The sequence below is a fragment of the Drancourtella massiliensis genome (assembly GCF_016900655.1).
Lineage (GTDB): Bacteria > Bacillota > Clostridia > Lachnospirales > Lachnospiraceae > Sellimonas > Sellimonas catena.
The window spans coordinates 33,422-46,618 of sequence record NZ_JACJKH010000019.1 but is presented as its reverse complement, the minus strand read 5'-3'; the positions used below and the strand labels follow the sequence as shown (position 1 = coordinate 46,618).

At 45.8% G+C, this 13,197-nt stretch carries 15 protein-coding genes and 1 pseudogene; 12 read left to right on the top strand and 4 right to left on the bottom strand.

The genetic code is table 11. The features are described from left to right. Nucleotides 1-281: 281 nt before the first annotated feature. Complete coding sequence (locus tag H6A32_RS10945) at nucleotides 282-491, top strand: DUF1858 domain-containing protein (protein WP_024733889.1); 210 nt, start codon at nucleotides 282-284, stop codon at nucleotides 489-491. Nucleotides 492-554: 63 nt separating this feature from the next. Here the strand turns inward: H6A32_RS10945 and H6A32_RS10940 are convergent, their stop codons facing one another. After that, nucleotides 555-1,280 (bottom strand): adaptor protein MecA, encoded by a 726-nt coding sequence (locus H6A32_RS10940; RefSeq protein WP_118636222.1) that lies wholly within the window; start codon nucleotides 1,278-1,280, stop codon nucleotides 555-557. Nucleotides 1,281-1,814: 534 nt separating this feature from the next. On the opposite strand from H6A32_RS10940, the gene H6A32_RS10935 reads away from it, so the two are divergent. The 6 genes from H6A32_RS10935 (at nucleotide 1,815) to H6A32_RS10910 (ending at nucleotide 7,679) form a co-directional block, all read left to right on the top strand. Further along, nucleotides 1,815-2,045: a hypothetical protein gene (locus H6A32_RS10935; protein WP_087166553.1), complete on the top strand. Its 231-nt coding sequence runs from the start codon at nucleotides 1,815-1,817 to the stop codon at nucleotides 2,043-2,045. 119 nt (nucleotides 2,046-2,164) lie between these two features. Beyond that, nucleotides 2,165-3,985 (top strand): glycosyl hydrolase family 18 protein, encoded by a 1,821-nt coding sequence (locus H6A32_RS10930; RefSeq protein WP_242960048.1) that lies wholly within the window; start codon nucleotides 2,165-2,167, stop codon nucleotides 3,983-3,985. Nucleotides 3,986-4,286: 301 nt separating this feature from the next. After that, on the top strand, nucleotides 4,287-4,964 hold the full coding sequence (locus tag H6A32_RS10925; RefSeq protein ID WP_204864342.1) for an N-acetylmuramoyl-L-alanine amidase family protein: 678 nt from the start codon (nucleotides 4,287-4,289) through the stop codon (nucleotides 4,962-4,964). A gap of 40 nt (nucleotides 4,965-5,004) precedes the next feature. Continuing rightward, a complete protein-coding gene (locus H6A32_RS10920; protein ID WP_087166910.1) occupies nucleotides 5,005-6,564 on the top strand; it encodes an L-threonylcarbamoyladenylate synthase in 1,560 nt (519 codons plus the stop codon). Next, nucleotides 6,546-7,175, top strand: a complete 630-nt coding sequence (gene upp, locus H6A32_RS10915) for a uracil phosphoribosyltransferase (protein WP_087166556.1) — start codon at nucleotides 6,546-6,548, stop codon at nucleotides 7,173-7,175. Before H6A32_RS10920 ends, upp begins: the two co-directional genes overlap by 19 nt. 15 nt (nucleotides 7,176-7,190) lie before the next feature. Further along, on the top strand, nucleotides 7,191-7,679 hold the full coding sequence (locus tag H6A32_RS10910; protein ID WP_087166557.1) for a deoxycytidylate deaminase: 489 nt from the start codon (nucleotides 7,191-7,193) through the stop codon (nucleotides 7,677-7,679). A 112-nt stretch (nucleotides 7,680-7,791) separates the two neighbouring features. Here the strand turns inward: H6A32_RS10910 and H6A32_RS10905 are convergent, their stop codons facing one another. Next, entirely contained in the window at nucleotides 7,792-8,457 is a 666-nt protein-coding gene (locus tag H6A32_RS10905; RefSeq protein ID WP_346342277.1) for a LysR substrate-binding domain-containing protein, read from the bottom strand. Nucleotides 8,458-8,517: 60 nt separating this feature from the next. Beyond that, nucleotides 8,518-8,613: pseudogene (locus H6A32_RS16905) on the bottom strand (LysR family transcriptional regulator); the annotation flags it as partial. A 230-nt stretch (nucleotides 8,614-8,843) separates the two neighbouring features. On the opposite strand from H6A32_RS16905, the gene H6A32_RS10900 reads away from it, so the two are divergent. After that, nucleotides 8,844-9,536 (top strand): DUF6198 family protein, encoded by a 693-nt coding sequence (locus H6A32_RS10900; protein WP_138373676.1) that lies wholly within the window; start codon nucleotides 8,844-8,846, stop codon nucleotides 9,534-9,536. A 67-nt stretch (nucleotides 9,537-9,603) separates the two neighbouring features. Here the strand turns inward: H6A32_RS10900 and H6A32_RS10895 are convergent, their stop codons facing one another. Then, nucleotides 9,604-9,837 (bottom strand): YaaL family protein, encoded by a 234-nt coding sequence (locus tag H6A32_RS10895; protein WP_087166559.1) that lies wholly within the window; start codon nucleotides 9,835-9,837, stop codon nucleotides 9,604-9,606. Nucleotides 9,838-9,941: 104 nt separating this feature from the next. Here H6A32_RS10895 and H6A32_RS10890 point away from each other — a divergent pair, with 104 nt between their 5' ends. The 4 genes from H6A32_RS10890 (at nucleotide 9,942) to H6A32_RS10880 (ending at nucleotide 13,194) form a co-directional block, all read left to right on the top strand. Continuing rightward, entirely contained in the window at nucleotides 9,942-10,151 is a 210-nt protein-coding gene (locus H6A32_RS10890; RefSeq protein ID WP_087166560.1) for a pro-sigmaK processing inhibitor BofA family protein, read from the top strand. A gap of 176 nt (nucleotides 10,152-10,327) precedes the next feature. Continuing rightward, entirely contained in the window at nucleotides 10,328-11,434 is a 1,107-nt protein-coding gene (locus H6A32_RS16405; RefSeq protein WP_242958839.1) for a hypothetical protein, read from the top strand. Then, a complete protein-coding gene (locus H6A32_RS10885; RefSeq protein WP_242960062.1) occupies nucleotides 11,337-12,479 on the top strand; it encodes a CpaF family protein in 1,143 nt (380 codons plus the stop codon). Before H6A32_RS16405 ends, H6A32_RS10885 begins: the two co-directional genes overlap by 98 nt. After that, nucleotides 12,424-13,194 carry a type II secretion system F family protein gene (locus H6A32_RS10880; protein WP_204864341.1) on the top strand — a complete coding sequence of 257 codons (771 nt, stop codon included), beginning with the start codon at nucleotides 12,424-12,426 and terminating at the stop codon, nucleotides 13,192-13,194. The genes H6A32_RS10885 and H6A32_RS10880 overlap by 56 nt, the downstream gene beginning before the upstream one ends. Nucleotides 13,195-13,197 lie beyond the last annotated feature (3 nt).

Below are 13,197 nucleotides of genomic sequence, written 5' to 3'. Positions count from 1 at the left end.
CCCCACTTTCCACAGAAAAAGTTGTGAATTGTGGGGATAACTTTTGGCTTTTAAAAGAACGGATGTTTTGTAAAGAAATAATAAAATTGAGCTTTTGTCGAAAAAACCGGAAAAAAAGGTTGACTTTTTCATAATCAAACTATGATTCTGAAAGGGCAAAAAATTATAGAAAATTCTGACAATTATTTCCGAAGGAAAGGAAAGCTTTTTGGTTGCGTATTAGAAAAAAAGGTATTATAATAAGGAATACGTAAATCCAAGTAAATAAGGAGGAATTCAAAATGGCTTATCAGGTAGAAAAAACTACGACGATCGGCGAAGTTGTTAATACACATCCGGAAGTAGCTCCGATTCTTATGGAAATCGGGATGCACTGTCTTGGATGCCCGGCTTCTCAGATGGAATCTCTGGAAGAAGCGGCGATGGTTCATGGAATTGATGCCGAGTTATTAGTAGAGAAGATCAATGCTTTTTTAAAAGCAAATGAATAAGGTGTAAGGTATAGAAAAAAGCACCGTCTGCAGGTGAGTAAATTCTGCAGACGGTGCTTTATTTTACAGACTTGCAAGACGCTGAACAGCTTCGCGGGAAATGAGCATCTCGCAGTGCTCTTCCAGATATGCAAGAGACGCCGGAGTACTCTTTTCAAGAATACCGTATTCGGTCAGCATATTGCAGATTTTACTGAAATCACTTTTTGAATGTCCTGACTGTGTGACGGCCAGAATAAAGAATCCGTCGGACGGATCCTTATAGAGCGTATTGACGCCCTGATACATCGGAGAGAGAAGATGCGCCGCTTCAATCACCCGGTCAAGAGAGCCAAACGAGAACAGCCGGACAGCCGGGCGGATGGACGCTTCGGGCTTTCCATTCTTTCCGGGCATCTCTGCGACCGCCTCTTTGACTTTGTTGAGAAGCTGCAGAAACTCTTCCGCACCCTCAAGCTTGTCTGGGACCGCCTTTTTGGATGTATCTGTATCATCGAACGGAGAAGGAGCAAATTTGGAAAAACGAGTATCCAGCTCTTCCGGATCTTCTACCTTTGTAATGATGAGCACGATGGAATCCGATGATGATGGAATCGCTTCGATCATGAGAGGAATATCGTCAGCCTCAAAACCGAATTCAAAGGCTGCCTGCTGCATCATGTCATGGAAAAGTGATTTCGCTTTTTCGGTACCGTAGGCAAGCTCGCTGATCTTTAAGTGTCTGTCCTCGAGATCGGCACGTGTCAGGGTACAACGGATTTGATTTTCATTGATCTTTTCAATTTTCATATAATCACTTCCTAGCTGTAAATAATCTTATACTTACTCAATAGTAGTATAAACAAAAAATAAAATTCTGTAAATAAAATTTAGAAAAAATACTTGCATTCGCAGAAAACAGGAGTATAATATCTGGACAGAGGTAGTATTCCCGGATGACTGTGTACAGTAATAAAGGAGGGGATATTTACGAATCTATTTTCCGGTCAGCATTTCTGCATATAGTTTATGCAAAGCAGTCCTTGATTTATCTCACTAAAAGCATTTCTGCAATCAGTTCGATAGAATCAAAATAGAGCATATCACAATTATTCTCAGTTTATATTCATTTAATCACAAAAGAACCCACTAATAAATTCAGACGATTCATGATTTTGAAAAATAACGGGAACGGTGCTACCTTTTTCAGCATACGGGGTATCATAAATAATATATCACGATAAGAAACCTGTGCACTTCACAAGGGGATACTCCGGGCCGCAGTCATAGAAAAAGGTTTTTCAAAATTCTGTTTCAGATTATCAGAAAGAAAAGGGAAACAGTATGGAGAGCGATATTATAGAGGACGAGCAATACAGGAATCTGTTTGTAGAACTCTCGGAGTATGAGCGGATGGGAGTACGGATGAAAATGAACGGACATCCGGCCAGTCCGCTGCAGATTGCGTCCGCACATGCAGTGAAGGAAGAACTTTCCTATATGAGAGACTATGTGGCGGATGAGAACGGTAAAGTTAAAGAAGTCAGATTTGTGAAACTGTCAAACATAAAGTAAAAAGCGATAATCCCCCTTTACGCAGAAACAGGTAGTGAACAGAGCCGAAAATGTCAAAATTATTAATGACGTGCAGAAGAAATCTTGATATAATGTGAGCGTATACAGGAGGTATGGACATGGATGAAAGACGAGGCAAAAGGAGACCGGATGGACGGCCGGCCAGAAAAAGACAAAGGCCGGTACAGCAGCAGGATCCAAGACGCCGGAATCAGGAAAGCAGACGCCAGAAAGAGCTTGAGATGCGCCGCCAGATCCGAAGACGGAAAAAGAGAAGAAAACGCATCCTGATTCTTCTTCTGCTCTTACTTATCGCAGTGATCGCAGCAGGAATAGTATTATGGATCAGATATGGCCCGTCGAGGGAAGAAGCAGATAAAAATGAGTATTTTGGTATTACAGACACCAGCCAGGTGGGACTTGCGATCGACAATCAGATTCCAGATGTAAAGAGCATGAAAGAAGGAAGCGAAGTCTATCTGGATTTCGATTCTGTACACGATTACGTAAATCAGAGATTTTACTGGGACTCTAATGAAAACCGGCTGCTTTATACTTTACCGGACAGGACGCTCAGCATTCCGGCTGGCGCGACAGAATTTGAATCCGAAGATGGAACACAGACGAGAGACTATGAAATTGTAAAAGTGGAAAATGATACTGTTTATCTCGCGCTGGATTTTGTAAAAGAATATACGGACATGTCACTGGATGTCTATGAAAATCCGGACAGAGCAGTGATTGTAACCAACAAGGAAGAAAACCACGCCAGGGTGAGCAAAGATACCGAGGTCCGGATCCTGGGAGGTGTAAAGAGCCCGATCCTGACTGAAATCAGTAAATCAGATGACGTGGTTGTCATCGAAGAAGCCGGATCCTGGATGAAAGTGAGAACCGTGGACGGGTATATCGGCTATGTGAAATCCAATACCCTGGAAAAAGCCGAAAAACAGACACGGAAATCTGAATATGAAGAGCCGGAATATACCAATATTCAGAAAGACTACAAGATCAATCTGGCATGGCATCAGGTTACAAGCCAGGCGGCCAATGAAAATGTGGCCTCCGTCATTGCAGGAACGACAGGACTGACTACAATTTCTCCAACCTGGTTCACAATCCAGGATACAAACGGCAATATTACGTCTCTCGCAAGCAGTGCCTATGTGGATGCCGCACATCAGGCAGGGCTGGAAGTATGGGGGCTGGTTGACAACTTTACCAATCAGGTCGATACACTTGCGGTATTAAGCAACACACAGAGCAGGGCCAATATGATCAGCCAGCTGATTACCGAGGCACAAAACAGCGGACTTGACGGCATCAACGTGGACTTCGAGCAGATCACCGAGGAGATGAGCGACCACTATATTCAGTTTATCCGGGAATTATCTGTTGAGTGCAGGAAGAACCAGATCGTTCTTTCCGTGGATAACTATGTACCTGGATTTACAAGCCATTACAACAGAGAAGAACAGGGCATTGTAGCAGATTACGTGATCATCATGGGATATGACGAACACTTCGCGGGCTCTGAAGAAGCCGGCTCTGTTGCATCGATTGACTTTGTAAGAGAAGGTATCACAGAGACACTCAAAGAAGTACCAAAAGAGAAAGTCATTAACGGACTTCCGTTTTTCACGAGGCTGTGGATCGAATCATCCAGCGGCCTGACAAGCCAGGCGATCGGCATGCAGGAGGCAGAAACGGCCGTGGCCAATGCAGGCGTGACAGCATCCTGGGATGAAGAGACCCAGCAGAACTACGCAGAGTGGACTGCAGACGGAAACACGTACAAAATATGGCTTGAAGACGAACAATCCCTGGAGGCCAAGCTCAAAGTCATGCAGGAATACGATCTTGCAGGAGCAGCCGCGTGGAAACTCGGATTCGAAAAATCAGGTATCTGGGAACTGATCTCCCGGTACGTGAACGGATAACAGAATACAAAAAGAAAATAAAAACTGAATAACGAACAAAGAAAGACGGAGCCGCTTGCCTCGAAGCGGCTCCGTTATTTTTGTGGAGGCTGTAGGGGACGTGTTCCGGTGCACAGGTACACGACGTAAACGGTAAAAAAACGCTCGGAACCCGCATAAAATAAGGCAAAACTCGAATTTTCAGATTTTTTTCATCGGGGACAGGTTCCTTTTCATCGGAACACGTCCCCGGTGAAAAGTCTATCGTACAGTCTTTATTCATATATTTGTTTTAAAGACTGGAACGCAAAGGGATTATAATATGGCGGATAAAGTGAAGTGGGTGCTGGCACTTCTGATTCTTGTTTTTGTGTTGTACGGGATACAGAAGGTGGAGAGTATAGTGACGCAGGGAGAAGTACAGGTGCAGAAGGCGGATGTAGTGATTGATGCCGGACACGGAGGGAAGGATCCGGGGAAGGTCGGTGTTAATGACGCGCTTGAAAAGGATATTAATCTTCAAATTGCAGGGAAGCTGAAGGAGGAACTGGAGGCCAGGGGGATTTCGGTTCTGATGACACGGGAAGAGGATCAGGGGCTGTATGATGAAAATGCTGATAATAAGCAGGTGCAGGATTTAAAGCGGCGGGTAGAATTGATTAATGAGACGGCCCCGGCGCTTGCGGTCAGTATTCACCAGAACAGTTATCCTTCGCCGGATGTGAGCGGTGTTCAGGTTTTTTATTATGAGCATTCGAAAGAGGGGGAAGAGATGGCCTCGGTCGTGCAGAAGCAGATGGAAAACTTGGAGGGGACAAAAAACCGACCGGTAAAGGGCAATACGACTTACTATCTTCTGAAACGTACAGAAGTCCCGACATTGATTATTGAATGCGGATTTCTGAGTAATCAAAGCGAAGCTCAGAAACTGACGGAGGAGGATTATCAAAATTCCCTGGCCAGAGTGATTGCCGATGGTATCGAGGAATGTCTGCAGTGAAGGGTTCCGAAAAGAGGATGAGTGTGTTATAATAAAATTTATGGAAACAAGAATAGAAAAAATTGACAGAATGCAGATCGATGAAACGATCATGGAAACAGCGGGAGAAATCATAAAGCAGGGAGGCCTGGTCGCATTTCCAACGGAGACCGTTTACGGCCTGGGGGCGAATGCGCTTGATGAGGAGGCGGCGAGAAAAACATATGCGGCAAAAGGCAGACCTTCTGATAATCCACTGATTGTACATATTGCAGAGAAAGATGCACTGGATGGAATTGTGGAAGAAATTCCGGCAGGAACAAGAACGCTTGTTGATAAGTTCTGGCCGGGCCCGCTTACCTTGATTTTGAAGAAAAACGAAAGAGTACCGTACGGAACGACGGGAGGACTTGACACGGTTGCGGTGCGTATGCCGGACGACGAGATTGCGCTACAGCTGATCCGGAAAGGCGGAGGTTATGTTTCTGCACCGAGCGCAAATACATCGGGGCGCCCGAGTCCTACGACTGCACAGCATGTTGCGGAGGATCTGGACGGAAAGATCGATATGATTCTGGATGGAGGCAGTGTCAATATTGGAGTGGAATCCACCATTCTGGATATGACATGTGTGCCGCCGATGATTCTAAGACCGGGTGCAGTCACGAAAGAAATGCTGGAAGAGGTGATTGGTGAGGTCAGGATGGATCAGACCCTGATTTCGGAGAACAGCAGCCAGGCTCCAAAGGCTCCTGGTATGAAATACCGTCATTATGCACCGAAAGCGCAGATGATTCTGATCGAGGGGAAGCCTTCAGATACAGTTCTTGCGATCAAACAGCTCGCATATGATAAGGCGATGTTTGGGAAAAAAGAAAATGGAGAAGGATACCGGATCGGTATTATTGCTACTGCGGAGACGATGAGTCAGTATACATACGGAACCGTGAAAAGTATCGGAAGCAGGGAAAACCGTCGGACAATCACGAAAAATCTGTATGGAATTCTCAGGGAATTTGACGAAGAAGGCGTGGATATTATCTACAGTGAAGGGTTTTTCGGAGAAGCAATCGACACCGCCATTATGAATCGTCTATTAAAAGCGGCAGGTCACAAGCGGATTCCTGCCTCCGAGATTATCAAGCTGCAGGAATACCGGAAGATCATTTTTGTGAGCAAGGATGATAACTGTCGAGGCCCGATGGCAGAGCGCCTTCTGCAGAGGCAGATTCTTCTGCAGGAATATGATATTCAGTCCAGGGGCATGATCGTACTGTTTCCGGAGCCGTTAAATCCGAAAGCAGAGGAAATCATGCGGAGAAATGGTGTGGACACGACAGAGCATGAGGCCCTGCCTTTTGAGGAGAAAGATATTACTCCGGATACCCTGATTCTGACAATGGAGAAAGCGCAGAAGAGAAAAATTATTACAGAGTATGGATTCCACAGCAACATCTTCACTTTGGGTGAATATATCGGAGAAGAAAAGGAAGTGGAGTCCATGTACGGAAAGTCTCTGGAGGAATATGAGGAATCCTATATGGAGTTGGAAAATTATATGAGAAAACTGGCTAGAAAGCTGAATATGGAGGCAAAGGAAAAATGGGAAGAGTACATATAATGGACCATCCGCTGGTTCACCATAAAATTGATTATATCCGCCGCAAAGAGGTTGGAACAAAAGAATTCCGTGAGATCATTGAGGAGATCTCCATGCTGATGTGCTATGAAGCGACAAGAGGGCTGAAACTTGCGGATGTGGAGATTGAAACGCCGATTTGCAAGATGACGGGAAAAGAGCTGGCGGGCAGAAAGCTTGCTGTTGTCCCGATACTTCGTGCCGGCCTTGGAATGGTGGAAGGAATTCTGAAGATGATTCCGGCGGCAAAGATCGGCCACATCGGTCTTTACAGAGATCCGGAGACATTGCAGCCGGTAGAATATTACTGCAAGCTGCCGTCAGACTGCGATAAAAGAGAGGTCTTCGTGGTAGATCCGATGCTTGCTACAGGCGGATCCAGTTCCGAGGCGCTCACCATGCTGAAGGAAAAAGGGGTAAAAAATATGACATTCCTCTGTATCCTTGCAGCACCGGAAGGACTGGAAAAGCTTCGGGAAGATCATCCGGATGTGGACATTTATGTTGGGGCGCTTGATGAAAAGCTGAATGAACATGGATATATTGTACCGGGGCTTGGAGATGCAGGAGACCGTATCTTCGGAACCAAATAGCAGGAAGGTGATAAAATGAACGCCAAGAGAAAAGATTATCTGTCCTGGGACGAATATTTTATGGGAATTGCCATGCTGTCCGGCATGCGTTCCAAAGATCCGAATACCCAGGTAGGATGCTGCATTGTGAGCCAGGATAATAAAATCCTTTCTATGGGTTATAACGGGCTGCCGAATGGTTGCTCCGATGATGAGTACCCGTGGGCCAGGGAGGGGGATGATCCGCTGGAGACCAAATATGTGTATGCGGTCCACAGCGAGTTGAATGCCATTCTGAATTATGGAGGAGGCAGCTTGAAGGGAGCCAAGATTTATGTTTCCCTGTTTCCGTGTAATGAATGTGCAAAAGCCATTATCCAGGCAGGCATTAAAGAAGTAATTTATGACTGTGACAAGTATGAGGACACCGCCTCTGTGATTGCATCAAAACGGATGATGGATTCAGCAGGAGTAAGATACTATCAGTATCACCGGACAGGCCGGGAAGTAAAGATTAAATTATAAATTCTGCTTCCTGATCAGGAAGTATCTATAAAGAGGGACATTCTGAGATTCCAGGGAATCCGAATGCCCCTCTTTATTCATTATGCGAAATACTGATGAAACTATAAAAAAACTAGATGAGTTCCTGCCCGGGGAGGACAGTACTGTCAAGTACAAACTGTCGAAAATGCTGCACGCATGGCGGCAGAAAGATGCGACTGTCGTGTACCATAAAAAGATTTCGTTCACATGCGGGGGTATTGATCTGCAGAATCTTGAGATCCAGCTTTAAGAGTAAATCCATATAAGGTACGACTGCAATACCAAAGCCTTGTGCAGTCAGCCCGGCAATGACCTGATCCTCTTCTGTCTCGTAGGCGATCTTTGGTTCTGTGTTTATGTCGGAAAACATCTGATCAACCACGGCACGGATACCTGAGCTTTTATCAAAAAAGATCTGTGGGTAGGGAGCTGTCTCGGCCAGGTCAACAGTATGGCGGGAGGCAAGCGGATGTCCTTTTGGGACAATCAGAACAAGATCCTGCTTCTGTACCGGAACCGCTGTGAAGTTCAGTCTGTCCGGCGGATGAGAACAGAAGACTAGGTCATATTTCCGCTTTGAAAGGCCGTCCAGAAGGCTTTGTGTCACCCCGGTATGAAAGGTAAACTGGAGATCCAGATCGGGGTGTGCTTTTAAAAAGGCAGATGCCAGACGAGGGACAAACTCGACTCCCAGCGTCCGCAGAAGTCCAAGGCGGATCAGCCCTTCGCCCCGTGCACTGCGTCGGATAGATTCCATTCCGGCATCCAGAGTAGATAATGTGTGTTCTGCGCAGTCAAGGAATTCTTCGCCAAAACGGGTGAGTGTTGTATTTCGCCCGCCTTTTTCAAAGAGGGGAACCCCAAGCTCCTGTTCAAGCTGTGCGATTGCATGGCTTAAATTTGGCTGTGAAATACAGAGCTACGCTGCTGCTTTTGTATAATGCTGTACATGCGCCAGGGTGACAAAGTAACGTAGATAAAATAAGTTCATACAGGCACGTCCTTCCCTTCCATAACGGTATCATCTAAATCATAAAAAAATTTTATAACTTTATGCAAATTATTCATTTGCGAACCATTTATCTCCATACTAAACTGAATGGATGGAAAGTGCAAGGATATCTTATGAGGAGGAAAGAAAAAATGAGGGAGAAACAGATGGAAGCTGAGAAACCGGTGTGGAGAGGAGAAGCGGCACTTGTGGCGGCTGTTATTATGAATACGTTTGGAGTAGTACTGATGTTGTATTCCGGATCCGGAATATCTGCCATCTCCAGTGTGCCGTTTGCTTTTTCGGAGGTCTTTCCGCATCTTTCACTTGGGACATGGACCTATCTGTTTCAAGGGCTTCTGATACTGAGCCTTATGATTTTGAGGAAACGCTTTGTCCCGGAATATCTTTTCAGCTTTGTGGTGGGATTTGTGTTCGGAGAATTACTGGACGTTTATGAATTATGGATTCATATTCTGCCGGAGACAACCGGTTGGCGTGTCATCTATTTTGTTGTCAGTTATCTTCTGATCAGCTTCGGAATCGCGTTGTCAAACCGATGCCGTCTTCCGATTGTGCCGACGGACCTTTTCCCGCGGGAGATGGAGCAGATTACAGGAATCACGTATTCGAAAATAAAAATTTCTTTTGATGTTATCTGTCTGGCTGTGACTGCCGGAATGACAGGAATTTTTCTGGGACATCTGGACGGATTGGGAGCCGGAACGATTCTGGCGGCATTTACAATGGGGAAAAGTGTAGGGGTGATGGGCAGCTGGATGGACCGGCATGTGCGATTTACATCATTTTTGTCAGGAGAAAAGCTCTGCCGGTATGCAGGATGATAACCGGATGAATAGAAATAATTATGCGAAAAGGGACGTTGTTTTTGACGTCCCTTTTTCGGTGGACCTATGTTAATGCAGGGGTTCGTTTGGCCTGCTTGATAAGAAAACTGTATCGTTTACGGGCGGCATTCCCCTGAAAAATATAGCTGTCAATCAAATCCGGATCAGAGGCGTTTTGAAAGAGATTGTCGGCAGCTTCGATCTCCTTCCTGACAAGTGCAATCTCCGTTATAAGATCAGAATAAGAACTTCTGAGATAAACATCGGCTTCATAATGGTGATTCGTGTTTGTTGGCATGATATCCCTCCCTTCCTAAAGTTATAGTTATAGTATGTACAAAAACAGGAATAAAATACCAGTTTGGAAGAATAGAATGTACTAAAAGAAGCGGGGAGTATGAGATGAAAGAAAAGGGAATCGAGATCATCATCAACTTTATTGTCCGGGCTGTTCTTGGTGCGGCTGTTATCTTTTTTGTGAATCAGTTTCTGGATTCTCAGAAAATACCGGTTGCCGTAGGATTAAATCCGTTTACCGTTTTGACAGGCGGAATCCTTGGACTTCCTGGGGTTGCGCTCCTTTATGGCATTGTATGCTGGGAAATTTTGTGAGAGTTTCACAAAGATCAGGGAAATGAAAAAAACCGGTGGACAAAACTCCTAAACCGGTCTATAATGCATATCACAAAACAAAATTCTTTTGTTTTATCCGGATCACCCGGAGTCTTATTTGAAAAGCGTCGGGAAAGCGCTTATCTATATCAGAGCCGAATCGGCTGTAATGATTCATGAACAGACAAATGATTATATGCGGAGAAGAGGAGTTGTATGTACTGCGGCTTGCAGATATGATTGCCGACAGGGAAGAGCTGGATCTTCAGGTACAGGTCTGCACCTCTTTTGAGCAGGAAGAAAGACTGGAGGAGTTTCAGGAAGCAGAACTTCTGCTGATCGGGGATGAGATTCCCTACGAGAAGAGGCAGACAAGCAGAGCTGCCAGAAGATTTGTGCTGACAAGTCAGGAAGGAGCAGAGGTGGGGGAAGAGGAGGTCCCGGTCTATAAATACCAGTCCGTCCATAAGATTTTTGCCAGGATCATGGAAGTATGCCTGGATCACGACCGTGCAGGCCTGTTTCAGGTGCCGCGCAGAGATAATCAGCGTCTGATTGTCGTTTATTCTCCTATTCACAGAATCGGGAAAACACGTTTTGCGAGGGCACTCGGATATGAGCTGTCCAGAGATGAAGAGACACTTTATATTAATATGCAGGAATATCCCGGATGGGGAATGCACAGGGAAGAAAAGAGCGCATCTCTGGCGGATCTTCTCTATTATTCCCGCCAGGAGCAGAATCATCTGGGGCTGCGTCTGACATCTATGGTGCAGGATCAGGAAGGACTGGCTGTTCTGGATCCGATACCGGTGAGCCGGGATTTGAAAGAGGTGGCATGGGAGGACTGGAATTCTCTGATTCTTCAGATCCTGAAGAAAGGTCCGTATCAAAATATGATCCTCGATCTCAGTGAAAGTGTTCAGGGCCTGTTTGAAATTCTGAAGATGTGTGATGAGTGGTACCTTCCCTATATCGAAGACGAGGACGAAGAGCGGAAACTGGAGCAGTTTTTTGACACACTGGAACTGATGGGATGCAGGAAGCTGCGGCAGAAGGCGCGGATGACAGAGATGAAGGGGGAGCCGGAAATATGTGTAAAGAAGGCATTACAGTATGATAAGAACACTGCATATGGAAAAGCTGCAGGAGCAGGTCATGGCGAAGCTGGATCTGTCGAGAGAAATCGAAGATGGCGAACTGGTCGAATTGATTTATCAGGTGCTGGAAGAGTATACCAAAGACAAGTACATTCCGCTCCGGATGAAGATGGAATTTGGTAGAGATCTGTTTAATGCATTCAGAAAGCTGGATATTCTCCAGGAACTTCTGGAGGACGAGTCGATCACTGAGATCATGATTAATGGACTGGAAAATATTTTTGTGGAAAAGGGAGGAGAGATTTATCAGTATGAAAAAAGATTTGTATCCCGGAAAAAGCTGGAAGATATTGCGCAGCAGATTGCCTCCGGCTGCAACCGGACAGTCAATGAGGCGGAACCGATCGTGGACGCAAGGCTTCCGGACGGCTCCAGGGTCAACCTGGTGCTTCCACCGGTGGCGCTCAACGGTCCGATTATTACAATCCGGAAGTTCCCGAAAGAAGGAATTACGATGAAACGGCTGATTGCCTGGGGAAGTATCTCCAAAGAAGCTGCGGAATTTCTGGAAAAGCTTGTAAAGGCAAAGTACAACATGTTTATCAGCGGCGGCACCGGTTCCGGAAAGACGACATTTCTCAATGCCCTTTCCCAGTTTATACCGGAGGACGAGAGGATTATTACTATCGAGGACAACGCGGAACTGAAATTACAGTCTCTGCCCAATCTCGTAAGGCTGGAAGCCCGGAATGCCAACATGGAAGGAGAAGGAGAAATTGATATCCGTGAGTTGATCCGGACGGCACTTCGGATGCGTCCGGACCGCGTGATTGTAGGTGAGGTGCGAAGCGCAGAGACGATCGATATGCTGCAGGCTATGAATACGGGGCATGACGGTTCCTTAAGTACCGGTCATGGAAACAGTCCGAAGGATATGATAGGAAGGCTGGAAACCATGGTGCTCATGGGGATGGAGATTCCGATCGAAGCGGTACAAAGACAGATAGCATCCGGGATTGATATTATCATCCATCTTGGAAGGATGCGGGACAAGACCCGGAAGGTCCTTGAGATTCTTGAAATTACTGGATATGAGGAAGGCAGAATACAGATGCATACACTGTATGAGTTTCAGGAGAAAGGAAGCAGCCACGGGAAAGTGAGGGGAAGTCTTGTTAAAAAAGAGGAATTACAGAAAAAAGAAAAACTGCTGGCGGCAGGATATTAGAAAGGGAGAATATCTGACAGGATGCCTTGGAGCCGTGGGAGCGGCCGGGCTGACAGCGCTTTTATTCTACCGGTCCACAGTGGCGGCACTGGTACTTCTGCTCCCGGTGGGAGGAACATTTCTGTATGTCTGGGAAAAGGAAAAATTAAGAAGAAAAGAAAGAGAATTTACAAGACAGTTTCTGGATGCGCTTCAGTCGGTGTCCGCCGCCTTAAATGTGGGATATTCTCTGGAAAATTCTCTGCTGGAAGCAGGAAAGGAAATGCGGATCATGTACCTGGAGCAGGACCGGATCTTAAAGGAATGGAATTATATGATCCGGCAGATGAAGATGAATATTGGAGTAGAGCGGATCCTGGAGGAGTTTTCCGAACGGATAGATCAGGAGGATGTCAGAAATTTTGTTACGGTCACTGCGACTGTAAAAAAGAGCGGGGGAAATATGGCAAGAGTGATCCGGCAGACAATTTCTCAGATTCAGGAGAAGGAGGAGCTGAATCAGGAAATCGAAACTGTAATCTCCGCCAAAAAGATGGAGTTTCTTGTCATGGCAGTAATTCCATTTGGAATGATCGCCTATATGATGCTCAGCTTTCCGGAATTTATGGAAGTTCTTTATCAGGGAGTCCCGGGCAGGGCGGTCATGACAGGATGTCTCGTTTTATATCTGGCAGCGTTTGGAACCGGGTTTCGTATGATACAGATTGAGGTGTGAGAG

Coding starts and splice junctions, on each gene's coding strand:
- H6A32_RS10945 (WP_024733889.1), top strand. CDS start 282: ATGGCTTATCAGGTAGAAAAAACTACGACGATCGGCGAAGTTGTTAAT.
- H6A32_RS10940 (WP_118636222.1), bottom strand. CDS start 1,280: ATGAAAATTGAAAAGATCAATGAAAATCAAATCCGTTGTACCCTGACA.
- H6A32_RS10935 (WP_087166553.1), top strand. CDS start 1,815: ATGGAGAGCGATATTATAGAGGACGAGCAATACAGGAATCTGTTTGTA.
- H6A32_RS10930 (WP_242960048.1), top strand. CDS start 2,165: ATGGATGAAAGACGAGGCAAAAGGAGACCGGATGGACGGCCGGCCAGA.
- H6A32_RS10925 (WP_204864342.1), top strand. CDS start 4,287: ATGGCGGATAAAGTGAAGTGGGTGCTGGCACTTCTGATTCTTGTTTTT.
- H6A32_RS10920 (WP_087166910.1), top strand. CDS start 5,005: ATGGAAACAAGAATAGAAAAAATTGACAGAATGCAGATCGATGAAACG.
- upp (WP_087166556.1), top strand. CDS start 6,546: ATGGGAAGAGTACATATAATGGACCATCCGCTGGTTCACCATAAAATT.
- H6A32_RS10910 (WP_087166557.1), top strand. CDS start 7,191: ATGAACGCCAAGAGAAAAGATTATCTGTCCTGGGACGAATATTTTATG.
- H6A32_RS10905 (WP_346342277.1), bottom strand. CDS start 8,457: ATGGAATCTATCCGACGCAGTGCACGGGGCGAAGGGCTGATCCGCCTT.
- H6A32_RS10900 (WP_138373676.1), top strand. CDS start 8,844: ATGAGGGAGAAACAGATGGAAGCTGAGAAACCGGTGTGGAGAGGAGAA.
- H6A32_RS10895 (WP_087166559.1), bottom strand. CDS start 9,837: ATGCCAACAAACACGAATCACCATTATGAAGCCGATGTTTATCTCAGA.
- H6A32_RS10890 (WP_087166560.1), top strand. CDS start 9,942: ATGAAAGAAAAGGGAATCGAGATCATCATCAACTTTATTGTCCGGGCT.
- H6A32_RS16405 (WP_242958839.1), top strand. CDS start 10,328: ATGAACAGACAAATGATTATATGCGGAGAAGAGGAGTTGTATGTACTG.